The 25,177-nt window shown below is 36.7% G+C and carries 25 protein-coding genes; 21 read left to right on the top strand and 4 right to left on the bottom strand.

The window, feature by feature from the left end:
- Genes recD2 through AC6UDC_RS04550 form a run of 3 tightly spaced genes read left to right on the top strand, consistent with a single transcriptional unit; the run spans window position 1 to window position 4,488 of the window.
- The gene (gene recD2 / locus AC6UDC_RS04560; RefSeq protein WP_500721512.1) at window positions 1-2,457 is read left to right on the top strand and encodes an SF1B family DNA helicase RecD2; all 2,457 of its coding nucleotides are present in this window, start codon (window positions 1-3) and stop codon (window positions 2,455-2,457) included.
- A gap of 54 nt (window positions 2,458-2,511) precedes the next feature.
- Window positions 2,512-3,471 carry a ribose-phosphate diphosphokinase gene (locus AC6UDC_RS04555; protein WP_500721509.1) on the top strand — a complete coding sequence of 320 codons (960 nt, stop codon included), beginning with the start codon at window positions 2,512-2,514 and terminating at the stop codon, window positions 3,469-3,471.
- Between the two features lie 21 nt (window positions 3,472-3,492).
- A complete protein-coding gene (locus AC6UDC_RS04550; RefSeq protein WP_500721506.1) occupies window positions 3,493-4,488 on the top strand; it encodes an aldo/keto reductase in 996 nt (331 codons plus the stop codon).
- Window positions 4,489-4,596: 108 nt separating this feature from the next.
- Here AC6UDC_RS04550 and rnjA read toward each other — a convergent pair whose 3' ends face one another.
- Together rnjA and AC6UDC_RS04540 are read right to left on the bottom strand one after the other, a co-directional pair.
- Window positions 4,597-6,276, bottom strand: coding sequence for a ribonuclease J1 (gene rnjA / locus AC6UDC_RS04545; protein ID WP_500693911.1), 1,680 nt, complete (start codon window positions 6,274-6,276; stop codon window positions 4,597-4,599).
- Between the two features lie 2 nt (window positions 6,277-6,278).
- Window positions 6,279-6,494, bottom strand: coding sequence for a DNA-directed RNA polymerase subunit epsilon (locus AC6UDC_RS04540; RefSeq protein WP_500693910.1), 216 nt, complete (start codon window positions 6,492-6,494; stop codon window positions 6,279-6,281).
- 184 nt (window positions 6,495-6,678) lie between these two features.
- Between AC6UDC_RS04540 and AC6UDC_RS04535 the strand changes: the two genes are divergently transcribed.
- Entirely contained in the window at window positions 6,679-7,173 is a 495-nt protein-coding gene (locus tag AC6UDC_RS04535; protein ID WP_500721503.1) for a hypothetical protein, read from the top strand.
- A gap of 26 nt (window positions 7,174-7,199) precedes the next feature.
- On the opposite strand, the gene def is transcribed toward AC6UDC_RS04535, so the two are convergent.
- The gene (gene def, locus AC6UDC_RS04530) at window positions 7,200-7,760 is read right to left on the bottom strand and encodes a peptide deformylase (protein ID WP_500693908.1); all 561 of its coding nucleotides are present in this window, start codon (window positions 7,758-7,760) and stop codon (window positions 7,200-7,202) included.
- Between the two features lie 187 nt (window positions 7,761-7,947).
- Here def and AC6UDC_RS04525 point away from each other — a divergent pair, with 187 nt between their 5' ends.
- From AC6UDC_RS04525 to holA, 13 genes are all read left to right on the top strand, one after another.
- Complete coding sequence (locus AC6UDC_RS04525) at window positions 7,948-8,880, top strand: Rossmann-fold NAD(P)-binding domain-containing protein (protein WP_500721501.1); 933 nt, start codon at window positions 7,948-7,950, stop codon at window positions 8,878-8,880.
- A complete protein-coding gene (locus tag AC6UDC_RS04520; protein WP_500711102.1) occupies window positions 8,864-9,157 on the top strand; it encodes a UPF0223 family protein in 294 nt (97 codons plus the stop codon). Before AC6UDC_RS04525 ends, AC6UDC_RS04520 begins: the two co-directional genes overlap by 17 nt.
- Window positions 9,157-9,948, top strand: a complete 792-nt coding sequence (locus AC6UDC_RS04515; protein WP_500721576.1) for an inositol monophosphatase family protein — start codon at window positions 9,157-9,159, stop codon at window positions 9,946-9,948. The genes AC6UDC_RS04520 and AC6UDC_RS04515 overlap by 1 nt, the downstream gene beginning before the upstream one ends.
- A 99-nt stretch (window positions 9,949-10,047) precedes the next feature.
- Window positions 10,048-11,883, top strand: coding sequence for a translational GTPase TypA (gene typA, locus AC6UDC_RS04510; RefSeq protein ID WP_500693905.1), 1,836 nt, complete (start codon window positions 10,048-10,050; stop codon window positions 11,881-11,883).
- 113 nt (window positions 11,884-11,996) lie between these two features.
- On the top strand, window positions 11,997-13,169 hold the full coding sequence (locus AC6UDC_RS04505; RefSeq protein ID WP_500706381.1) for an FtsW/RodA/SpoVE family cell cycle protein: 1,173 nt from the start codon (window positions 11,997-11,999) through the stop codon (window positions 13,167-13,169).
- 9 nt (window positions 13,170-13,178) lie between these two features.
- Window positions 13,179-13,442 (top strand): YlbG family protein, encoded by a 264-nt coding sequence (locus tag AC6UDC_RS04500; protein WP_500721499.1) that lies wholly within the window; start codon window positions 13,179-13,181, stop codon window positions 13,440-13,442.
- Between the two features lie 9 nt (window positions 13,443-13,451).
- Window positions 13,452-14,006 (top strand): 16S rRNA (guanine(966)-N(2))-methyltransferase RsmD, encoded by a 555-nt coding sequence (gene rsmD, locus AC6UDC_RS04495; protein ID WP_500695548.1) that lies wholly within the window; start codon window positions 13,452-13,454, stop codon window positions 14,004-14,006.
- Window positions 14,007-14,017: 11 nt separating this feature from the next.
- Window positions 14,018-14,497, top strand: a complete 480-nt coding sequence (gene coaD, locus AC6UDC_RS04490) for a pantetheine-phosphate adenylyltransferase (RefSeq protein ID WP_500693901.1) — start codon at window positions 14,018-14,020, stop codon at window positions 14,495-14,497.
- Window positions 14,494-15,549: a SepM family pheromone-processing serine protease gene (locus AC6UDC_RS04485; protein ID WP_500693900.1), complete on the top strand. Its 1,056-nt coding sequence runs from the start codon at window positions 14,494-14,496 to the stop codon at window positions 15,547-15,549. The genes coaD and AC6UDC_RS04485 overlap by 4 nt, the downstream gene beginning before the upstream one ends.
- Window positions 15,550-15,591: 42 nt before the next feature.
- Window positions 15,592-16,275: a helix-hairpin-helix domain-containing protein gene (locus tag AC6UDC_RS04480; protein WP_500693899.1), complete on the top strand. Its 684-nt coding sequence runs from the start codon at window positions 15,592-15,594 to the stop codon at window positions 16,273-16,275.
- A 65-nt stretch (window positions 16,276-16,340) separates the two neighbouring features.
- Window positions 16,341-16,826, top strand: a complete 486-nt coding sequence (locus AC6UDC_RS04475; protein ID WP_500695550.1) for a ComE operon protein 2 — start codon at window positions 16,341-16,343, stop codon at window positions 16,824-16,826.
- A 218-nt stretch (window positions 16,827-17,044) separates the two neighbouring features.
- Window positions 17,045-19,084: a DNA internalization-related competence protein ComEC/Rec2 gene (locus AC6UDC_RS04470; protein ID WP_500721496.1), complete on the top strand. Its 2,040-nt coding sequence runs from the start codon at window positions 17,045-17,047 to the stop codon at window positions 19,082-19,084.
- Window positions 19,081-20,115 carry a DNA polymerase III subunit delta gene (gene holA, locus AC6UDC_RS04465; protein ID WP_500693896.1) on the top strand — a complete coding sequence of 345 codons (1,035 nt, stop codon included), beginning with the start codon at window positions 19,081-19,083 and terminating at the stop codon, window positions 20,113-20,115. Before AC6UDC_RS04470 ends, holA begins: the two co-directional genes overlap by 4 nt.
- 13 nt (window positions 20,116-20,128) lie before the next feature.
- On the opposite strand, the gene rpsT is transcribed toward holA, so the two are convergent.
- Window positions 20,129-20,392, bottom strand: coding sequence for a 30S ribosomal protein S20 (gene rpsT, locus AC6UDC_RS04460; RefSeq protein WP_500695552.1), 264 nt, complete (start codon window positions 20,390-20,392; stop codon window positions 20,129-20,131).
- A gap of 236 nt (window positions 20,393-20,628) precedes the next feature.
- Here rpsT and rpsO point away from each other — a divergent pair, with 236 nt between their 5' ends.
- From rpsO to tuf, 4 genes are all read left to right on the top strand, one after another.
- On the top strand, window positions 20,629-20,898 hold the full coding sequence (gene rpsO / locus AC6UDC_RS04455) for a 30S ribosomal protein S15 (RefSeq protein WP_500693894.1): 270 nt from the start codon (window positions 20,629-20,631) through the stop codon (window positions 20,896-20,898).
- Window positions 20,899-21,070: 172 nt separating this feature from the next.
- A complete protein-coding gene (locus AC6UDC_RS04450; protein ID WP_500699406.1) occupies window positions 21,071-22,789 on the top strand; it encodes a ribonuclease J in 1,719 nt (572 codons plus the stop codon).
- 52 nt (window positions 22,790-22,841) lie between these two features.
- Window positions 22,842-23,750 (top strand): hypothetical protein, encoded by a 909-nt coding sequence (locus AC6UDC_RS04445; protein ID WP_500721494.1) that lies wholly within the window; start codon window positions 22,842-22,844, stop codon window positions 23,748-23,750.
- A gap of 178 nt (window positions 23,751-23,928) precedes the next feature.
- Entirely contained in the window at window positions 23,929-25,116 is a 1,188-nt protein-coding gene (gene tuf, locus AC6UDC_RS04440; RefSeq protein WP_500693891.1) for an elongation factor Tu, read from the top strand.
- Window positions 25,117-25,177 lie beyond the last annotated feature (61 nt).

Below are 25,177 nucleotides of genomic sequence, written 5' to 3'. Positions count from 1 at the left end.
TTGTCTGAATCCATGGATTTATTTCAAACGAACGAAAAATTGAATAATTCATCTCAAAACGAGCAACCATTTGTGAAGGGACAAGTTCAGACAACTTTTTTTGAAAGTTCAGATAGTTTCTACAAAGTTTTGCTGGTAAAGGTTAATGAAACCAATGTAGATTGGCATGAAGATGAAATTGTTATCACTGGTAACTTTGCGGATATTAGTGATGATGTCACTTATCGTTTTATTGGGAAGTTGGTTGACCATCCTAAGTATGGAAAGCAATTTCAAGCTGAAAATTACGAGCGGGTTGGTCAAACTTCCAAAAAGGGTTTGGTTAATTATTTATCAGGTGATGAATTTACTGGTATCGGGCCGAAGACTGCCGAAAAAGTTGTTAGCAAATTGGGAACGAATTTAATTGAGAAGGTTTTAGAAAACCCGGCGGTTTTAAATTCAGTTGGATTAACCAAGAAGCAAAAGGATGTAATTACAAAAGCAATTCACGAAAATAATGGGGTTGAACAAACCATCGTTGGGCTGAATAGTTATGGCTTCGGCAGTAGCTTAGCTTCTGCCATCTTTAAAAAGTATAAAGAGCAGGCTTTAGAAGTCATTAAGAATAATCCTTACCAACTCGTTGAAGATATTTCTGGAATTAGCTTTAAGCGTGCTGATCGAATTGCGAATAAGGTTGGAGTAGATTACAACGATAAAGGACGGTTACGTGCCGGATTACTGACAGCTCTTGACTCTTTATCCATTAAAAGTGGTAATACGTATTCTGACACTAGAGAATTGATGCAAGAAAGCACTCGAATTCTTGAAACCGATCGAACGCAGAGTATTGACGATAAGAAGTTAGGTGAAGAATTGTATGATTTAGCTAAAGACCAAAAAATTGTCGTTGATGAAGATAAAATTTATTTAAAAAATCTATACGATGACGAGATACGCATTGCTGAAAACATCAAGCGAATTGAGCAGGGTGGCAAAAAGGCGGAGGATCAACCTAATGATTTTTCTAAGATAATTGGCAAAGTTGAGAGTGAGGTCGGAATTGAGTATGACGACTCTCAGAAAAAAGCCATTAATGAAGCAATGATAAACCCTGCATTTTTGCTTACTGGTGGTCCTGGAACTGGGAAAACGACTATTATCAACGGAATTGTTAGAACGTTTGCCAAAGCTAATGATTTATCTTTAGATATTAATGACTATAAAGAACAAGCATATCCAGTATTATTAGCAGCTCCTACTGGGCGAGCTGCCAAGAAAATGAGTGAGTCAACTAAAATTCCTGCCAGTACCATTCATCGCTTGCTAGGTCTTACTGGTCATGGCGATGAAGAAGCTGCCAATGATTTGGAGGGTGGTTTGTTAATCGTTGATGAAATGTCGATGGTGGATACAGACTTATTTAAAATTTTATGCCAGGCGGTTCCAAACGGTATGAAGGTGATCTTTGTTGGTGATAAAGATCAGTTACCGTCGGTTGGTCCCGGTCAGGTTTTTTATGATTTACTCCGTTCTCACACAATTCCTAGCGTGGAATTAAACCAAATTCACCGTCAAAATGACGGATCAACCATTGTAGAATTAGCTCATGATATCAAGAATGGTGAGATGCCCAAAACACTTTTAAAAAACCAAAGGGATCGTAGCTTTATTAATTGTAATACCCAACAAGTTGATTCGGTAATTAAGCAGATTGTTAATAAGGCCAAAACGAAAGGATTTAGTTCTACGGATGTACAAGTACTGGCTCCAATGTATCGTGGAACTGCAGGGATTGATCGTTTAAACGTTGAGATTCAAAACATTATGAATCCTAAAACGGCTGACTCTCAGAAAGAAGTTGACTTTAGGGGAACCACTTATCGAATTGGCGATAAGGTTCTTCAACTTGTAAATGTCCCTGAGAATAACATTTTTAACGGTGATATTGGTAAAGTCGTTGGAATTGAAGTTAATAGCGATAATAAGCATTATCTAGATAAACTGGTCATTGCGTTTGATCAAAATGAGGTTACCTATACTCGAAATGACTGGAATCAGTTAACACTTGCCTACTGTACCTCGATTCATAAAGCTCAGGGTAGTGAGTTCGAAATGGTTATCTTACCGATTGTTCCTCAGTATAAGAGGATGCTTAAAAGGAATTTATTGTATACTGCAGTTACTAGAGCTTCGAAAATGTTGATTATGATTGGAGATCCAAATTCATTTGAAGAATGTATTGAAAATGAATCGGTTAATCGGAAAACGACTTTGAAGCAACGGTTACAATACGTGATTGACGAAGAGTTTACTCCAAAGGTAATTGGAAATTCAAAAAAGGGTAGACCGACTTTTAAAAAGAAAACTCCCTCAGATTTTATTTTATCGGAGGATCAGATTATTGAAAATACAATTGATCCCATGATTGGGATGCAGGGAATTACCCCTCAAAATTTTAATAATGATAAATGAATTAAATTCGATTATAATGTAGGTAGTAATTAGTTGGTTATGAGGGGAAACTTGATGGTGAAAACAAAAAAAGAAAAAAAGTCGGCAAAGATATTTGCGTTGAATTCGAATCGTCCGTTAGCAGAAAAGATTTCTGAATATAGTGGAATGGACCTTGGTAAAGCAACCATCAATCATTTTAGTGATGGTGAAATTCAAATTTCAATTGATGAAAGTATTCGTGGAGATGATGTGTACATCGTTCAATCGCTTTCTGATCCTGTTAATGATAATTTGATGGAACTGATGATTATGATTGATGCGGTTCGAAGAACTAGTCCCCATACTATTAACGTGGTAATCCCGTACTATGGATATTCAAGATCTGACCGAAAAGCGCGTTCAAGAGAACCAATTACTGCAAAATTAATTGCTACTTTTCTTGAATCTAGTGCGGTAGATCGAGTCATTACTCTTGATTTGCATGCGGCACAAATTCAGGGATTTTTTGATATCCCAGTGGATCACTTGCGGTCACTTGAGTTAATGGGTAATTACCTAAAAGAACATGATATTAGTAATGACGCCGTTGTGGTTTCACCCGATTATAATAGTGTCGCCAAGGCACGAGGAATGGCTGGCTACTTGAACCTTCCGATTGCAATTGTTGATAATCGAAATCCTGAGGATCTAAGTCAGGTTCCTAGTACGATTATTGGTGATGTAAAGGGTAAAAAGGCAATTGTTGTTGATGATATGATTGTGACGGGTGAGAAGATGAAAATCACTGCTCAAGCGATTATGAATGCGGGAGCAAAAGCGGTTTATGTAGTTGCTACTCATCCTGTTCTTACTGAAGAAGCGAGACAAAATCTTTCCGATTCATCCATTAAACAGGTGATCGTTTCCGATTCAATTGTCGTTCCACAGAATAAGAGAGTTGACAAGATGGTGATCGTTTCAGTTGGCAAGCTGATTGGTGATGCCTTAAAATTAATTGAGAACGAACAATCAACAAGTAAATTGTTTAAGTAATATAAATTTGGAGGGATTCTAATGGTATTTAGAGCAAAAGATGATCGTTACGATAATATGAAAGTAAGACGTGCAGGAACAACGGGACTGCAGTTACCCGCATTATCATTTGGAATGTGGCACAGCTTCGGTGACGATGCTAATTTTAAAGATAGTGAAAGGGTAATGCTCCATGCTTTCAACAAGGGAATCTTTAGCTTTGATTTAGCTAATAACTATGGGCCCGGTTCAGGTGCTGCTGAAAGAATGTTTGGCCAAGTTTATCGACGCGATTTAAAGCCTTACCGTGATGAATTAATTATCACCACTAAAGCTGGATTTCATATGTGGCCAGGTGTTTATGGTAACTATTCTTCAAAGAAGACCCTCGTTACTGCGCTAGATCAAAGTCTTCAAAGAATGGGACTTGATTATGTGGATCTTTATTATACCCATCGATTTGATCCTAATACTCGATTAGAAGAGACTGCTGAAGCCCTTGATGGATTAGTTCGTGCAGGTAAAGCACTTTACATTGGGATTTCTAATTATGATGGCCATCAGACTGCTGAAATGATTAAATTATTTAAGGAACTGAAGACTCCGTTTGTAGTTAACCAGAGTTCATATAATATGCTTAATCGAGAGCCGGAAGATGATGGGACCCTTAAGACCTTAGCAGATAATCATGATGGCTTTATTGCTTACGGTCCTTTGGCAGAGGGCCTTTTGACTAGTAAGTATCTAAAGGGGATTCCAAGTAACATTAAATTGCATAAGACTAACAAGTTTATTTTGGCTAATGGTGATGAAAGTGCTGTTAATAAACTAAATAAATTAAACGATATTGCACAGAATCGTGACCAGACACTTGCCCAAATGTCATTAGCATGGCTATTACACGATCCAACGATTGCCAGTGTGGTCACTGGTGCGTCAAAAGTCGATCATTTAGATGATAACCTGAAGGCATTAGATAATCTTGACTTTACTCAAGATGAATTAGATGAAATTGACAAAATCGTTAAGTATAAATAATTAAAAAAGGTATGCTTACTAAGCGTACCTTTTTGTTATTAAGACTAATAATAATATATGAGACTAAAATAAGGGCTGAATCCAAACAATTGGATTCAGCCCTTATTGTTAATTGTTCATGATTAGCATTGGCAAGATTAGGGGACTTCTTTGTGTTTTTTCATATAAGAAGTTTGATAAATCATTGACAATTGCTTTACTAATTGATTTTTCGTCTGCATTTTTATTCTTCATGGCACGACGGATGGTTCTAAAGACTAACTTTCGTCCTTCATCAAGTAATTCACCTGATTCGCGCATATAAACGAATCCACGTGAGAGAAGGTCAGGACCAGATTGGATTTCCTGGTTCTTTAAGTTGATGGTAGCAACCACCACTACTAAACCTTCTTCTGAAAGAAGTTGACGATCTCTTAGGACTTTGTCTCCAATATTTCCAACGCCATTACCATCAATATAAACATCACCAGCATTGAAGTATCCAGCAACACGAGCACTATCTTTTGTTAAAGCAAGTACTTCGCCATTTTTTAGGATAAAACAATGGTCGGCAGGGACCCCACATTCTTGCGCAAGTTTAGTGTGGATCTTTAACATTCGGTATTCACCATGGATCGGAACAAAGAACTTTGGCTTCATTAAACGAAGCATTAGTTTTTCTTCTTCTTGGCCACCGTGTCCAGAAGTATGAATGTTATTAATCTTACCGTGGATGACTTTAGCGCCGTCTTCTTCAAGCTCATTAATGACCCGGTTGACACTTAATGTGTTACCTGGAATTGGGTTACTTGAAAAGACAACCGTATCACCTGGTTGAATCGAAATTTGTCGGTGAGTTCCGTTAGCAATTCGAGCCAAAGCAGCCATTGGTTCACCTTGAGAGCCGGTACACAGGATCATAACCTTATCTGCCGGTAAGTGCTTTAACTCTTGAGCATCGACGAAGGCACTGTCGGGAACGTCTAGATAACCAAGCTTTCTACCATTGACAATGGCTGCTTCCATACTTCTACCAAATACAGCAATTTTACGATCATGAGCTAGTGCCGTATCAATAGCCGTTTTAATTCTTGAGAGGTTCGAAGCAAAGGTAGCAAAAATAATACGGCCCTTGACTTCGTCAAAAATATGACGAACGGATTTTCCAACCCATTTTTCTGACTTAGTCCAAACCGGCTTTTCGGCATTGGTACTGTCAGCCATCAAACAGAGTACACCTTCCTCACCCAGTTTGGCCATGGCTTGTAAATCAGGCGGCTGATTAGTGACAGGCGTGAGATCGAACTTATAATCTCCCGTTTCCACAATGACACCGTCAGGCGTATGAACAGCGACTCCCATTGTATCTGGTATCGAATGAGTGGTTCTAAAAAAAGAAACACTCGTCTTTTTGAATTTCAAAACTGACTTATCATTAATCTCGTGAAGTTCAGCCTGTTTTAACAAGCCGTGCTCTTCCAATTTGTTTTTGATTAATGCTAATGCTAGCGGGCCAGCGTAAATTGGAACGTTGAGAACCTTTAAAAGAAAGGGCACACCACCGATATGATCTTCATGACCATGGGTGATTACAAGTGCCTTAATTTTGTCCTTATTATCAATTAAGTACTGATAATCTGGGATGACATAGTCAATTCCCAATTGATCATCTTCTGGGAACTTGATTCCAGCATCAATTAAGATGATTTCATCCTGGAATTGTACACCATAAGTATTCTTACCAATTTCTCCGAGTCCACCAACACCATAAATAGCAGTTTCGTTATTTTTGATGTTTAATTTCTTCATAACTAGTTAAACTCCGTAATTTTAAAACCGGGATCATTTTTTTCAAATTCAAGGTGCTTCCCTTCGAGCGGTTCAATGAATTCAATGTTGTACTTTGTGTGTTGTTCAAGTTTAGTTCTAACGTCAGCAACGGTTTTAGCTTCTAAGTAAATCGTTTTAGTTGCTTCACGTTTAGGGTTAGAATTATTTTCATCTTGATATAAAACCTTGTAAATCAATATAATTACTCCTTTTTTGTTGATTTAATGTTATTTTTCGTACATTAGGTTGCAGGAACGCAACAATTAATCATATTTTAGCATATTATGGTAAATAAGTATAGAATCATGTGAATCGACAAACATGTTTCATGTTAGAATTGATCTATAAATTGACCTAATAATCAATAATGGGAGAAGAACAGTGAAAATATTTTTAGAATTGGTCGTTGCAATTGTCGTTGCTTTTTTAATTTATAACTGTTTGCACTATTTTTTTGTCACTCTACCAACCAAAAGATATCAGTTAAAAATGAAGCATAGCGTTGATGACGAAATTTATAAAGTGGTCAAATATTTTGAGGTTGAAGACAAACGTGAAATTGTGCAAAGTTACGTTGGGTCACAAGTACTGTCTGATTTCTGGGGTAGGGGAGTGATGGTTTTTGAATATCGTTGCGTTGTAAAAGAGGGCTATGATGATGCGGATCTTTTACGGGACCTTTTCAATCAAAAACTATCTGAATATGCTATTTCAGATGGTTTTATTGATTCCAATCATAAAAAAACGTTGATTGTGACTGACTGTTGGTTGAACAAAAGCGTAATGGTTTTTGATGTAGCCAATGTTATTAATCCGGCAACTCATGAATATTTAAATGATTTGGATAAGTTAAATGAAAAAGAAAGGGAGACGTAGTAACGTCTCCCACAAAAAACACAGTATTAATCAAAAAATACTTCATCTTCGGTTTTGGAAAATGGATCATCTTTGTCGATATGATCGTAAAACAAAGTTCCATGAAGATGATCAATTTCATGTTGAGCAATGATGGCTGGATAGTGTTTTAACCTGACTTGGTGAACTTTACCGCTCAAATCTTGATATTTAATCGTAACACGGTCTGCCCTCGGAACAAAACCAGGGACATCACGATCGACCGATAAGCATCCTTCACCTTCAGTTAATGCACCACGTTGAACGGAGTTTGAGATAATAACTGGATTTATCATAATTGCCTTGAAGGGCGATTTTTGGTCTTCGCCTTCTGGTGGGGTTAAAACAGCAGCCATTGATTTGGATTGTCCAACTTGTGGAGCTGCCAAACCAACTCCTGCTCGCAAATGGTACTTTTTACATTGTTCAGGATCCTGACTAACTTCCAAGTAATTCATCATTTTTTCGCCTAATTTACGATCTTCATCGCTAAGTGGAAATTTAACGGGTTGACTTTGTTCCCGTAACACAGGATTTCCCTCTCGAGTTATGTCTTTCATTAAGTACATAACGTTTTACCTCCTAATTCATGTCAACTTCTACCAGTTATTTTATCATAAATCGCAAAACCAGTTAATTTCATGGTATTTCAGTATTTTAATTTACTCTTATGTGCAAAAAGAAATTTGAAATGGTATTTTATTAACAAGCAAAAAATTAATAAATTCTTTAAAAACAAAGAATGGAGGAATTGGAATGCAACCAAAAATATTAATTAAAGGAAGCATAACCAGGATCTTATCACTTTTGAACGCTTTAATTGTTTTAGACTTTCCCGTTACTATCCAAGTAGACGACAGTGAACAAGTTCGATCAACCGTCTTTTCTAGTAAGATGTGTCATAACTTGTCAATCCAGATTGCAAGTAAGCCAGAATTAAATAATTTCGATGCATTATTGTATTTGCCAAACATTGATTTCTATAATCCCAAGTTGACGGATGCTACTCAAATTGCAGAAGACTTGAGACCGAAAATTGATAAACTAAGGAATTTAATCAATGACTGTGTCTCAAATGGATTTCGCGGTAAAATAGTGATTGATGCCCCACATGATGAAGTTTTTACGTATTTTGCAGCAAGTTTTTCTGGACTTGATAATCAAAATATCATTGGCGTTGGAACTCTTCCCCAAGAAATGCTACTAAAGAATGAGCTCCAGAGGAATTTTGACGTTAGTGCTGATGATATTAATGTCAATGTCTTAGGATTAAATACTAATAATTTAGTCGCGTGGAGTAGGGTTTACATTGGTCCTGCAACCTTGCTTTCATACCTGGCTGATGATAGTAACAACTATAGTAGTGACATCATTACTCAAGTTCAGGAAGTGATTGATGATCAGGGGGTTGTTATTAATGAAATGATCCAAAGTAAGGCTATTGTCCGACTACTTTTTTCGATGTATGAGGGCCAATCGTTAATTTGTTCAGTTGTAAATGTTGATAAAGAAAAAGATGAGCTAAAGCTGGATGTTAGCCCCAAACTAATTAATCGAAATGGAGCAGCTCAATCGATTCGACTTCAGCTTTCAGAGGACGAACAAAAAAAGTTAAACTCTGACGTTGAATGGGCCAATAATATTATTGCAGCCGTGATTAATGGAGGAAAAAATGCCTCGAAAAACTAATGATAGTTATTCTTATCCCATTGTTGATGATTGGAGTCGAAAAGAATTAATTGATGTTTGTCATTTCTTTGAAAATATTGAAATGGCTTATAATAAGGGAGTTAATCGAAAGAAGCTAATGGATAGTTATCGACGCTTCTGTGAGATTAATCCGGCAAGAGTCGAACAAAATAATTTACAAAGAGATTTTGAAAAGCAGTCTGGTTTAGATGTGTACCATGTTATTAAATTAGCAAAAGAAAACTCGGATTTAAAGACCATTAAGCGAAAGGAATGATTTCCATCACAACAGTAGATGATTTAAATAAAATTGATCAAGATGTTTGCCAAATCTTAAAAACCGCACGTGCGTTTGTCATGGAAAGATTAAATGGTCATTTAGACGTAGATGAAAAAACTGGAAGGAAAGATTTAGTTACAAACATTGATAAAGACAACGAAAAGTTTTTTGTAAAACAGCTAAAAGCACTTAAACCTGACAGTAAAGTTCTCGGTGAAGAGGGCTTAGGTGACAAAATTGACAATTTAAACGGACAGGTTTGGATTGTAGATCCAATCGATGGAACGATGAATTTTGTAAAGCAACGTAATCACTTCGCAATGATGATTGCCTATTATGTCGATGGCGTACCAACCCTCGGGTTCATTTATGATGTTATAAATAACAAGTTGTATCATGGTGGCCCTGATATTGGTATCTATGTTAATTCTGAGACAATGAATCCTCCAGTTAACGGTTATCTTGAAGATGGATTGATTGGAATGAGTGGTCCGCTTGTTATTAGGGATGTTTATCATATGCAAGAAATTGCAGAGGCTAGTTCTGGTTATCGAATTTATGGTAGTGCTGGGATCGAAATCGTTGCTGCTCTTTGCGGGGAGACAATCGGTTATATTTCGCATTTAAGGCCTTGGGATATTGCTGCTGGTCGTGTTCTTGCTGAAACGCTTGGGATGACCGTTTCTACTATTGACGGCAAGCCCATAAATATGCTATCATCAAACACAGTTTTGTTAGCGACAAAAAAGGCGCAAAAAGATATTCTGAAAATTTCGACGAAGCGTTAATCAAAAGCTGTGATGGACTCACAGCTTTTTTATCGAAGTTGGGTTATTAACTTATCAAATTGCAAATTTTTGAATTGCTTTTTTGAGGAGGAAACATTTTTGAAAACAAGAGACGATATTAGAAACATTGCCATCATTGCCCATGTCGATCATGGTAAGACGACCTTGGTTAATGAATTATTAAAGCAATCTGACACATTGAATGATCACACTGAGATTCAAGATCGTGCGTTAGATTCTAACGCGATTGAACGTGAGCGTGGAATTACCATTCTGTCAAAAAATACTGCCGTTAAATATGGCGACAAACAAATTAACATTTTGGATACTCCAGGACATGCCGACTTTGGTGGAGAAGTTGAGCGTATCATGCGAATGGTTGATGGTGTCCTTTTGGTTGTTGATGCAGCCGAAGGAACAATGCCACAGACCCGTTTTGTTTTAAAGAAGGCTTTGGAACAACATTTGACTCCAATCGTTGTAATCAACAAAGTTGATAAGCCTGGTGCAAGACCTGAAGCAGTTGTTGATGAAGTTCTTGATTTATTCATTGAATTAGGTGCTGATGAAGAACAACTGGAATTCCCAGTAGTTTATGCCTCTGCTATGAACGGAACTTCAAGTTATGATCCTGACGTTTCAAAGCAGGAACACACTATGAAGCCGGTTTTTGATACCATTATCAAAAACATCCCTTCACCAATCGATAATTCAGACGATCCATTACAATTCCAAGTTGCAATGCTTGATTATAACGATTTCGTTGGTCGAATTGGGATTGGCCGTGTCTTCAGAGGTAAGATCAAGGTTGGGGATAATGTTGTTCTCATGAAACTTGATGGGAGCACTCAGAAGTTCCGTGTTACTAAATTGATGGGATTCATTGGTCTTCAAAAGGTTGAGATCAATGAGGCTAAGGCCGGAGATTTAATTGCTGTCTCTGGAATGGAAGACATTAACGTTGGTGAAACCGTTGTTAGCCCTGATAAGCAGGAACCACTTCCTGTTTTGAGAATTGACGAACCAACCCTTCGGATGACTTTTGGAACCAATACTTCACCATTTGTAGGTCAAGACGGGAAGTATCTGACTGCTCGTCAACTTGGCGATCGTCTGAAGAAGGAACTTCATACGGATGTTTCTCTTCGAGTTGAAGACACTGATGATCCAGGTGCTTGGGTTGTTTCTGGACGTGGGGAACTTCATCTTTCAATCTTGATTGAAACCTTGCGTCGTGAGGGTTATGAACTTCAAGTTTCTCGTCCTGAAGTTATTTATAAGGATGTTGACGGAGTTAAGTGTGAGCCATTTGAATCCGTTCAAATTGATACCCCAGAAGAATATTCTGGTTCAATCATTGATACCTTGTCACAACGTAAAGGTGAGATGAAAAACATGGAAAACGTTGGAAATGGTCAGGTTCGAATGACTTTCTTAGTTCCATCACGTGGGTTAATTGGATACAGCACCCAATTCTTGTCATTGACTCGTGGATACGGAATTATGAACCATTCATTCAGTCAATACCTTCCAGCTATCAAAAATTGGAATCCTGGTCGTCGTAATGGGACCTTGGTTTCAATTAATTCCGGTAAAGTGACTACTTATGCCATCATGGCTGTCCAAGACCGTGGTAAGATTTTCACTGATCCTGGTACTGATGTTTATGAAGGTATGATTGTTGGTGAAAACGCACGAGATAATGACATTTCGGTTAATATTACCCGTGGTCGTAATCAGACCAACGTTCGTGCGGCTGGATCCGAAGATATTGCGAAGGTTAAGGAACCAGTTCATATGACCCTTGAAGAATCACTTGAATTCTTAAATGAGGATGAACTTTGTGAGGTTACTCCGGATCATATCAGATTGAGAAAGAGAATTTTAAATACTAATGAACGTGAAAAGGCAGCTAAGAAGCGTCGTCACAATTAATTAAAATAATTAAGACTATTTAACCATTGCTAAATAGTCTTTTTTTATTTGGTGATACTAGTATAATGAGAGGTATTAATTCATGGATTTTACATATTCAGTTGGAGATTAATATGATTAAATACTTAAAACAGCTAGACTGGTACATTATGGTACCGTACCTATTACTGAGTTTGATTGGAATTGTCATGGTCTTTTCATCTAGTGAAGGGCTAAGCGCTCATACTAATATGGCGTTTCGTTATCTGATTCTGCAATCGATATTTGTGTTTGTTGGTTTTATTGTTCTGTTGTTTTTTTCAAGGCTAAGAAGTAAATTGCTTGAGGGTAACTTAAAGTTCTATGTGTTAGCAATGGTTTTTATGGCCGTTGTTTTAGTGTTTTTGAAGTTTTTTGGTACTAGTACGAATGGGGCAGCCGGATGGATCAGAATTGGACCAGTTAGTATTCAACCGGCTGAATTTTGTAAGCCGTTATTCATCTTGTATTACGCAAATGTTTTAGCACACGAAAGACCATTCTTTAAGAACGTTGGGTTATTTAAAGAGTTTAGAACTGTTGCTAAGCCAAGTTTACTTCCAATTATCATGCTCGTTTTAATTTTCTTCCAACCTGATACCGGTGGTTTTGCAATTAACTTATTCATTATTTTAATGATGATTCTGGCAGCCGGAAGTAACTTTAAGGCTTCAAGAATTTGGATTGTTGTAATTGGCATCTTTATTTTAGGTTTTAGGATTTGGATTAAACCCTTTGATGGAATTTTAGATCATCTTCATAGTTACCAGTTTCAACGATTAATTAGTTTTTCCGACCCCTTTAAGTACATTCAGACTACCGGGCATCAATTGGTGAATTCTTATTATGCAATTAGTAACGGTGGTTGGTTTGGTGTCGGGATTGGTAACGGTATTCAAAAGATGGGTTACTTGTCAGAGCCAAATACTGATTTTATAATTGCAGTTATTGGCGAAGAACTTGGGATCGTTGGTATTTTAGTTGTTTTGGGACTCTTGTTGTATCTTGTTTTAAGAATCATCGCAGTTGGTAGTCGAACTAACGATACCTTTTATAGTACGATTTGTTATGGAACTGCAGCTTACATTTTTATTCAGACCTTATTTAATGCTGGTGGTGCGGTCGGTATGATTCCTTTAACTGGAGTTGCACTTCCATTTATCAGTTACGGGGGTTCAAGTATAATGGCACTTTCCATTTGTCTTGGACTAGTCCTTTATATTAGTAGAGTAGAAAAAAGAGAACGTAGTAATAAAAAAGTGAAGTAAGGTGAAATCATGGCCAAATTAACTGACCGAACGGAATTGATTGTTTCAACATACTCGATTCGTCAAATTAAAAACCTAAAGAGATTTGGTGATATTCGATTTGTATCGAAAAAGATGCATTATGTTATTATTTTTGTTGATAGTTTTGATTTAGATACGACTATCCAAGAAATTAGTAAACTTAGGTTTGTTAAAAAGGTTGGTGTCTCTAAAACCGTTGACTTGGCACTTACTTTTGGTGAGATTAATGCTGAAAATAACGTTGAAGAGTAGGAAACAAAAATGAGAATAATTTCAGGAAAATTTGGAGGACGTAAAATTAAACCAGTCCCTGGGAATCGGACGCGCCCAACAACCGACAAAGTGCGAGAAGCGTTATTTAACATGATCGGACCATACTTTGATGGCGGTAATTTTCTGGATTTATATGCCGGATCAGGAGCCGTCTCCCTTGAGGCCATTTCTAGGGGAATGGATCATGCCGTTTTAATTGATAAACAGTATGCTGCGTATAAAACTATTAAACAGAACGTTGCGATTGATCCGAATGCTGCTGATTTTTCTGTGTGGAAGATGAATGCCGAATCAGCACTGGTTAAATTGAAAGAAGAAGGTCATTTCTTTGACTATATTTTCTTGGATCCCCCATATAAAAAGCAACAGATGGTTAAACAACTAGAAGAAATTAGCAATAGTGGTTTGTTAAGTCATAATGGGATGGTAATCTGTGAGACTGACAATCAAACTGATATGTCTGATGATGTTAAAAACTATCGCCTCATTAAACAAAAAGATTATGGTTTAACGGTGATATCAATCTATCAAATTTTAATATAAAGGGAAAAATTATGAAAAAAGCCATTTATCCGGGTAGCTTTGACCCCATTACCAATGGACATTTGAATATTATTAAGCGAGCAACGCAACTATTTGACGAAGTTGTCGTTGCCATTGGCGACAATTCGAGTAAAGTGGGTTTGTTTACCCCTAAAGAACGGAAAGAAATGGTTGAAACGTGTGTGGCTGGCTATTCAAACGTTACTGTTAAGGTCTATTCTAATTTAACGGTTGATTTCTTAAAAGCAGAACATGCCAATATCCTGATCCGAGGGATTCGGGATACTAAAGACTTTGAAAACGAACAGGAAATTGCTAGTTTAAACCAAATGTTGGATTCGCAAATTGAGACCGTGTTGTTGTTTGCCAACCATGATTATGAATTGATTTCGTCTTCAATGGTTAAAGAGATTAATCATTTTGGTGGAGATGTATCAAAATTTGTTCCTAACGTTGTGTGTGAGGCATTAAAGGAGAAGAGAAATCAGTGAAGACAATCTGGAAATGGATTAAACATAACCGATATTTTTTGATTTTCCTAGGGATCATTATTTTTATATTGTGGTTCCTTTTTTGGCCGCTTAATGCTTTGATTGAAGCGCCTGGTGAAGCCGTTAACATTCAACCAATGGTTAAAATTCAAGGAATTAAACCAAATAAGAAGAATAAGTTTATGATCACTGCAGTTTCAATGTCGCAGGCTAGACCAATCACTTACTTGTATTCAAAAGTGAATCCCCATGTTTCAATTGAGAAAACGTCAGATGTGATGGGAAATCAAAGTAATCAAGAGTATGATAACGTACAAGATATTTATATGAAGACGGCTATCAATAATGCAATTTATGTTGGCTACCACAAAGCTCATGGTAAAATTAAGCAAAGTTATCATGGTGTGTATGTATTAAACGTTTATCCGCAATCCGATTTCGCCAATAAATTGAAGCCTGGTGATTTGGTTGAATCAATAAATGGAAAAAAATTATATAAGGGTCCCGAATATGTAAAGTACATTCAAAGTTTACCCAAGCATGCGCAACTTAAAATTACTTTTAAACGGAATGGAAAAGATAAACAGGCGATCGGCACAAAGAAACAACTGGTCAAGGGGTTTTATGGGATTGGAATCGGAATGATTGATGATATGAGTGTTAAAACTGATCCTAAGGCCAATATTAACCCAGGAAAAATTGGTGGACCCTCTGGTGGTCTGATGTTTGCCCTGCAAGTATATAGTGAATTAAAACATACGAATTACGATTACAAACGAATTGCAGGAACTGGGACGATTGCCGCCAATGGTCAAGTGGGCGAAATTGGTGGAGTGGATAAGAAAATAATTGCTGCTAATAAGAGTGGCGCACAGGTTTTCTTTTGTCCATACGTTAAACCGACTGAGCCAATTTTGAGAATGGAGCAAGGTCATAAGACTAATTACCAAGTGGCTAAAGCAACTGCCAAAAGGTATGCCCCTAAAATGAAAATTGTTCCGGTCACATCTTTTGATGACGCTTTGAATTATTTAAATCAAAAACACAGCTAAAAGCTGTGTTTTTTTCGTATTTAAATGTGAAAGGAGAGAAAGATGGATAAGTTATATGAATTTATTGAGGAATACAAGTACAGAATTATTGGAGGATTGATAATTATTGTGGTAGGACTGCTGGGATATTGTGTTTTTGCATCTCAAAATAGTAGCGGGCAAGCACCACGTACTAATTTGCAAACAACAGCCAAAGCAAATCGCAGAAAAAACGTTACTAAATCAACCGCAGAGAATTCGGCAGGCAATGGGAATGATGATCACCAACAAGTGTATGTTGATGTAAAGGGAGCAGTTAATAAACCAGGAGTTTATCAGGTTGGTAAAAACATGCGTGTTTCTGATGCAGTTGAATTAGCAGGTGGTTTTAATCGTTCAGCGGATGCTAAACACATTAATTTGGCGCAAAAATTGTCTGATCAACAGGTTGTTTATGTCCCAATTCGTGGAGAAATTAATGGATTACCAAAGACCAATCAAGTTGCTAGTGATTCATCAGGCAATTCGGCTGGAAGTGATAAGGGTTCTGATAGCGGAAAGGTTAATATTAATGAAGCAGATAAAGCTAAACTTCAACAGCTAAATGGGATTGGTGATAAGAAGGCTGATAAAATAATTGCTTATCGGAAACAAAGTGGCCCATTTAAAAAGCCTGAGGACTTGAAAAACGTTCCTGGATTTGGTGATAAGACCGTTGCAAATTTGAAAAGTTCGATTACTGTTTGAAGCAACTGTGATAGATAAATATTGGTATACTAGATTTAACTATTCTAGTGAAGGTGATGACAGTTATGAAAAAGAAGAGGATTCCGTGGGACCAATATTTCATGTTGCAAGCGATGTTAGTTGCGTCCAGAAGTACATGCAATCGACGATCTGTCGGTGCGGTATTGGTGCGAAATAAGCGAGTAATTGCTTGTGGATATAACGGTTCAGTATCAGGAGATGTCCATTGTATTGACGAAGGGTGTTATTTAGTAGATGGTCATTGTCAAAGAACAATCCACGCCGAGATGAATGCCATTCTACAATGTGCTAAGTTTGGTGAGTCAACTGATAATGCTGAGTTATACGTCACTGATGTACCTTGTTTGCAGTGTACAAAGATGTTACTTCAGGCCGGGATCATTAAAATCAAGTATTTAAGAAATTATCATAACAGTGAGTATGCTAAAAAGTTATTGGACATGAAACATGTCTCTTTAGAAAAAGTTGATGTTAATCAAAATGATGTTAATAATCTACCGTTTGAATCATTCTTATCCGTCGATAAATAATTAAAAAGAATTTTTTGGTTTTTACATCCATTTTGTGGGTGCTTGGTGCATTCGCATTTTTTGGAAATCACGTAATTGGAATTGTTTTATTAATTTTATGGTTGATTCGTATCTTTCTTTTAAGAATTCCCCGTTTCTTTTCAAAAAGTGTCATCTCACTGCTAATTCCACTGATATTTTTTGGAATTTGGCAAAATCACATTAACCGACAAGTTAGGGTGATACCTAAGACAGAAACGACTTCGATTTGGATAGCTAAGGTCCATCCAGATGAATTACAGCTTCATGGAGATACGTATAGTGGAGTTGTAGAAATTCCCCGGCTAAAACAGCGGGTATTAATTTATGGGTTTGTAAAAAATAAGAGTGAAAAAGATGCTTTGCTTCATCTTAATCACACCAGCGAATTTATGATTGATGGCCAACTTAGTTTGATTGATTCACCACCCAATTTTGCTCAATTTGACTCCAAGAGTTTTAATCGCGCTAAGAGAATTGTGAGTGAAATTAAATGTGATCAAATTAAATACCGTCAGATTTGTAGCAATCAAGGTTTAGGTGATCGGGTTCACGACTTAAGGTTTCAAATGATTAAAACGTGTGATCAATTACCTAAACATCTACGGATGTACGTTTTGGGTATCATTTATGGAAGTCGGAGTAGTGATTTTAGAGAAGAACTGACCGGGGTCCAACGCTTGGGCCTCATCCACTTATTCACAATTTCGGGGATGCACGTTTATTATTTAATTGGTTTGATTACGTGGATTATGACGACTTTGCGATTGAGAAGGGAGCAGGTTAATTCATTCTTAATCATTTTTCTTCCATTTTACTTTGTAATTGCTGGTGCAGGAGCTAGTTTACTTCGGGCAATTATAATGGCCGAAGAACGCTTGGGTCTAGATAAAGTGTATCTTGACATATCTCCCTTAGATATCTGGTCCAGTGCGGTGATGATCAACTTGCTGATTAATCCATTGTTTATTTTTCAGTTTGGGTGTCAGCTTTCATATTTATTATCACTTGGGTTAATCCTGACGAAAAACTGTGGGTTTTTAAAACAAACTATCCTACTTAACTTAATTAGTTTACCGATTATTTTGTATCATATGTATGAATGGCATGCATTATCTTTGTTTGCCAATCTGTTATTTGTCCCTTTCTTTTCAACCTTTATATTTCCGATTGTGTTAATTGGATATTTGCTGTCATTTTTAAAATTTGATTTGATTGTTTCATTAATTGATACAACCTTAAAGACATTTGACCAGCTTTTAAATTTTCTTTCAAGGCTTCCAGGAAATTTGGTGATCGGGAAACTAAACGTATGGATCGTTTTATTAATGGTAATAATTTCTTTACTACTCATTGAAAAAGTAACTATGAAGCGAATGATTCTTTTAGTGTTATTTTTTAGCATTGGTTTTGTGATGATTCATTTTCCAATGAATGGAGAAGTTGATGCATTTGATGTTGATCAAGGGGATAGTTTTCTTGTTAGAGAGCCATTTAATCGTTCGATTACGTTGATTGACACTGGTGGAAAGCCTAATTTCTTTGGCAAACAGAAGCGGGCCAAAATTTATCAAGCCAATGATACTTCAATCCAATATTTAAAAAGCATTGGGATTTCAAAACTTGATAATGTTTGTTTAAGTCATCAAGATGCTGATCATGTTGGTGATTTGCCGGCCTTCTTAAGTAAAATGAAGGTTGATCGGGTTTATGTTCCGTGGGGGATGACTAATAATCAAAGCTTTTTAAGGCGAATTAGACCGTATCAAGGACAGTTTCAGTTGCTTGATGCCAAGACTGGAAATCGAATTAAAAATTCCCCATTTCAAGTTGTTCATCCGATGAAAAGTGGGTCTGGTGAAAATCAAGATTCCATGGTACTTTTTGGTAAAATTGGCGGTTTGAAGTGGATTTTTATGGGTGATTTGAACCGAGAGGAAGAACTTAAGATTATCCAAAAATATCCTGATTTGCGAGTTGATGTGATCAAGCTAGGTCATCACGGAAGTAGGACTTCATCCGATCCTAGATTTATCAGGGCAATTAATCCTAAAGTTGCTCTGATATCTGCGGGTCGTCATAATCGTTATAATCATCCAAATCAGGAAACTATTGATACAATGAACCAACAACATGTTGCAATTATCAGTACCAAAAAGAATGGTATGATTAGATATAAATTCAAAAATAATAACAAAATTGGAAAATTTGAAACAAAGTGGAAGGTGGCACGTCGTTGAGTGTCGTAGAACAAGTTAATCAGATTGATAGTGATCCTAAATCAATTTATTTAATCCTTGGAAATGATGATTATTGGATCGATATAATTCAAAAGAAACTAAAGTCTCTGATCCCAAATGATGAACGGACAATGAATTTTGCTACTTATGATATGGAAGAAACATCGCTTTCCGTTGCACTAAATGATGCGATGTCAATTCCTTTTTTTGGAAAAAAACGACTAGTCTTCATTAAGAATCCGTATTTTTTAACCGGTGAAAAAAATAAAAGCAAAACCGTTCATCATTCAGAAGAACTCATAAATTATTTGAAGAATGCTCCTGATGAAACAACTTTGGCTTTTTTTGCTCCATATCAAAAGTTAGATGCTAGAAAAAAGGTTAGTAAGGAGCTTTTAAAACGTGCGGAAGTAATCGACTTAAATCGGTTTTCTGAAAGGGAAATTAAGCAGTTAGTGCAAAGTAAGATTAAGAACAGTGGATATTCGATCGATCGAAATGCACTTGAAGAACTTCTTTCTCGAACTTCGGGTAATTTGGCTAGTGTTATGAATGAATTAGATAAACTCTTTTTATACAAAATCAATGATAAAAAAATAACGCTTGATGCGGTCGATTCGTTAGTATCAAAATCGATGGATCAAAACGTTTTTGATTTAATTAATTATTTAATGAGTGGTAAAACAACGCAAGCAATCGAGTTTTATCATGATTTAATTTCTCAGAAGCATGAGCCAATTCAAATCAATGCAATTTTAGTTAGTCAGTTCAGATTATTACTGCAAGTTAAAATTTTAGATTATTTTGGCTATAGTCAGGGGAATTTAGCAAGTTCTTTACGGGTCCATCCGTATCGAGTAAAATTAGCAATCAGGAACAATCGCAAGTATCCTAGAGAATATCTACGAGATGCATATATTAGTTTGGTAGAAATTGAAGAGCAACTGAAAAGTACGAGTATTGATCCAGAATTGTTGTTTGAAATGTTTGCCGTTAAACTAAATCAGAGTATAAAAAAAGAATCCGATTAATCGGATTCTTTTTTTAGTTATCGTTTTTAGCAAGTTTATTTGCTAAATGAGACTTCTTACGGTTAGCGTTATTAGCTTTGATAAGACCCTTAGATTTTGCATGGTCAATTGCTGCAACAGCACTGCGGTATACACTATCTAAATCATCGGCACCAGAAGCTTCAGCTTTTTCGAATTTTTTGATTGCACTTCTCATTTCGTTCTTTTGAGATGCGTTTTTCTTTCTAGCTTCTTCGTTAGTTCGCATACGTTCGATAGCAGATTTAATTACTGGCATTAAGTTCACCTCCACCTTGTGAAATAAATTCAATTATTCACATCTTTTGACGTTCCTAATTATACAAAATCCATTGATTAATTGCAATAGCACTAAAAACAAGACTAATTTTTTAATGATAACTTGAATAACGCTTTCTTTTAGGTTATATTAAATAAGTAACTTAATCTTAGTTTTGCGAGTCACTGACGTATTACTCAGATTGAGGGATTAGATTAGAAAGGTGGAATGTAATAATGGCTTTAACTAAAGAACAAAAGAACGATATTATTAAAAAGTTTGCTCAACACGATGGTGACACGGGCTCGACAGAAGTACAAATTGCTGTACTGACTGCTGATATTAATGAAATTAATGGACACATGAAGACCCACAAAAAGGATTTTCATTCACAACGTGGACTTATGAAGAAGATCGGTCACAGAAGAAATCTTCTTGCTTACTTACGTAACAATGATGTACAAAGTTATCGTAAATTAATCAAGGAATTAGGATTACGTCGTTAATCTTGATTTTAATAGGGCGGATTTTTTCCGCTCTTTTTTTATACATAAATAATTTAGTGCTTAATATAAATATGTTACACTGTTAACAGATATCATGAGCGCTTAGAGGCCAAGCTTCGCATAAAATAGTTAATTTTAATCGTAAGTAATTTTTTGAGAGGAACAAGTAATTATGAAAAAGAACATCAAAATCATTCCACTGGGTGGAGTGAGAGAAAATGGCAAGGATCTTTATGCCATTGAAATTAATGATAATAGTATTTTTATTTTGGATTGTGGACTAAAATACCCTCAAAACGAAATGTTAGGAATTGATTTTGTAATCCCAGATTTTTCGTATTTAAGGGATAACGCCGATAAAATTGTCGGGGTTTTTCTTACCCACGGTCACGCAGATGCAATTGGTGCACTTCCATATTTTTTAAGTGAATTTAACGTTCCCGTGTTTGGAACGGAGTTAACGATTGGTTTGGCAAAGTTGGCGGTTGCCGATAATAAGAAGACTAAGAAATTTAATGATTTCCACGTCATTAATAGTAAAAGCGAAATTGTATTTGAGGATGGCACGGTTAGTTTCTTTGATACCACTCATTCAATTCCTGACTCAGTTGGGATCGTGATTAGTACTGAACTCGGAAACATTGTTTATACTGGTGATTTTAAATTTGATCAGACTGCTGCTGACGGGTACAAAACGGATTATTCAGCTCTTACTGATATTGGTAAAGAACACGTGTTGGCACTTTTAAGTGACTCAAGAAATGCTGACAATCCGGAAGAGAGTACTGACGAGAAAGAGATCAGAGACTATCTCTATGAAACTTTTCACTATCAGAAGGGTCGTGTGATCGTTGCTTGTCTTGCTAATAATATTTTAAGAATTCAAGAAGTATTAAACGCTGCGTCTAAGTCAGGTAGGAGAGTTTATCTAACCAGCAAGGGTCTAGAAGAGGTTATTGATACTGCGTTGAAACTTGGCAAGTTAACGTTACCTTCTGACGATTTGTTTATTGAATCTGCAAAAGAGTTAGAGCAAATGAATCCGCATGAAGTTTTGATTCTACAAACCGGTAAGAACGGTGAACCAATGGAATCACTTCAAAGAATGGCTGATAACCGAGACAGAGACGTTGATATTCAGCCAGGTGACCTGGTCTTGATTGCTACCAGTCCATCCCGTGCAATGGACACTCCATGGGCTAAGACTCGCGATATGATCTATAAAGCTGGTGGAGAGGTCACGAGCATTGCTGATGAAAAGAATATTTCAGGGGATGCCAGCAAGCATGATCTTCAACTGCTCCTTAATTTAATTCATCCTGATTACTTAATTCCAATCCAAGGTGAATATCGATTAATGGAAGCACAAAAAGAGCTAGCTGAGGAAGTTGGGATGAAACCATCACACGTTATTTTACCCGCTAAAGGTGATGTAATTGAGTTTGATGGTGAAAACATGTTTTTGTCAGAAGCTGTCCCAGCTTCTGACACCATGATTGATGGGATTGGTGTCGGAGACATTGGAAACATTGTATTACGAGATCGAAAAGTGTTATCGGAAGATGGTGTCTTCGTGGCAGTTGTTACTATCGACCGCAAGAAGAAGAAAATTATTTCAGAGCCCAAAATCATGGCTCGGGGATTTGTTTACGTTAATTCTGATAAATCCTTGCTTAAAGAAGCAGCTGGTATTGTATCTGAAGCAGTCCAGAATAACCTTAATAACAAGGAGTTTGACTGGGGTCATTTAAAACAGGATGTTAGAGAAGATCTTGGACAATTTCTATACAAAAAGACTGGGAGAAGACCAGTGATTCTTCCAGTTATTATGGAAGTCAATCAACACCATAGAAGAAAAAAAGCTAACAATAAAAACGATCAAGAAGACTAAAGAAGTTGAGCCCCGGCTCAATTTTTTTGTTTTCTTATGTGAGGATAATAGATTGAATGATCATCAAAAGGCAAGATTAAAAAAAGCACAAACAGACTTTAGGAAAAAACATTATCAGAAAAGTTCACAGGAATTGTTGGCTTTGTATGATGAAGTTGACGATTACAATGTGATTGATTTGTTGGGACACTCGCTCTTTAATGAAAAAAAGTACGTTGAATCATATCGATTATTAGAAGATAACTTTAATTATTTTGTTGAAAATGACGTTAAATTATTAATAAATATTTACTTAAAAAACCGGAAGTTTATCCCATTACGAATAATTGTTGATTCAATTGATGTATTAGATAAGGATGATGTCAAAAGCAAAATCGAATCTTTAGAGAGAATCAATGACTATGAGCAAGCTGAATCTAACCGGGCTAACTTGAAGCATTTTATGCACATGGGTGGACAAACGGGAATCAAGCAGCGCGACATAATGGAAAAGGCTGAAGAACTCCCGTATAAGCAATATTTGAAGGGTGCACAGTTTAACCTAGTAGATCCAGATGTCAATCCGGTATGGAGAAATCAGTTACTTAATAATTTAGCTAAGTTAAAGTATGATAAACCAGTTAAATATATTTGGATGGATGGAAAAACGTATACTTTAACACCATCACAGCTTGTTGATGAATTGGATTCTAGTGCGTATCAAGCAATGCAAAAGGAAATTAGGGAACGCTATGGACAAAATGATCCAATTCGTTATCAGCAAATTTCTAACGCGGCCGAATATGATGCTCAGATTTTGTATCCGTTTATTGATGATGTGATTAAGGAACCTGATGAATGGGTAACCGCTATTCATCGGCATATCATTAATCCGAATATGGTAGTGGATGATGAAAAAATGAAATCAATTGATCATTGGTTAGTGAAAATTGATAAAATCATGAATTTATTACTAAAGTAATTTAAGAAATTGTCTATATCTGGTTTACAAATAATTTGTCAGTGGATATAATATGAAAGTGAATTCCCAAAAAGGTGACAATTTTGCCTTTTAGGGGAAATGTAGTATAATTAATAATAAAGAGACATTGGCGTTTTGTTGATGTTTATCTTACGAAAATGACAGGAGGGTTTCATAAATGGCAAAAGAACATTATGAAAGAACAAAGCCCCACGTTAATATTGGTACTATCGGCCATATTGACCACGGGAAGACTACTTTAACTGCAGCAATCACTAAAGTATTATCAGAAAAAGGCTTGGCTAAGGCTGAAGACTTTGCTGATATCGATGCTGCACCAGAAGAAAAGGAACGTGGTATTACTATTAATACTGCCCACGTTGAATACGAAACTGAAAAGCGTCATTATGCACATATTGACGCCCCAGGACATGCTGACTACGTTAAGAACATGATCACTGGTGCTGCCCAAATGGATGGTGCCATTCTTGTTGTTGCCGCAACTGATGGTCCTATGCCACAAACTCGTGAACACATTTTGCTTGCTAGACAAGTTGGTGTTGACCACATTGTTGTCTTCTTGAACAAGACTGACATGGTTGATGACGACGAATTGATCGACTTAGTTGAAATGGAAATTCGTGAGTTGCTTTCAGAATATGGTTACAATGGTGACGATGTTCCGGTTGTTCGTGGTTCAGCTTTGAAAGCACTTCAAGGTGACAAAGAACAAGAAGAAAACATCATGAAATTAATGGATGTTGTTGATGAATACATCCCAACTCCAGAACGTGATGACGACAAGCCATTCTTAATGCCTGTTGAAGATGTATTTACCATCACTGGTCGTGGAACTGTTGCTTCTGGTCGTATTGACCGTGGTAGCATCAAAGTCGGCGACGAAGTTGAAATTGTTGGTTTAGTTCCTGACACATTGAAGACTACTGTTACTGGTCTTGAAATGTTCAGAAAGACTCTTGACAAGGGTGAAGCCGGTGACAACATCGGTGCATTACTTCGTGGTATTGATCGTGACCAAGTTGTTCGTGGACAAGTTCTTGCAGCACCTGGTTCAATTCAAACCCACAAGAAGTTCACTGGTCAAGTTTATATCTTAACCAAAGAAGAAGGTGGACGTCATACCCCATTCTTCTCAAACTATCGTCCTCAATTCTACTTCCACACCACTGATGTTACTGGTGTTATCGAATTAGACAAGGGAACTGAAATGGTAATGCCTGGAGACAACGTTACTTTCCATGTTGACTTAACTAAGCCAGTTGCCATTGAAAAGGGTACTAAGTTCACTATTCGTGAAGGTGGACATACCGTTGGTGCCGGTGTTGTTACCGAAATCGATGATTAATTAGTATTTTTATTTAGAGATTGAAGACAATGTCTTCAATCTCTTTTTTATTGCTATGGCC

The organism is Fructilactobacillus sp. X7R7C1 (assembly GCF_059901065.1).
The sequence above is the reverse complement of the archived record's forward strand: the minus strand, read 5'-3'. Positions and strand labels throughout refer to the sequence as shown.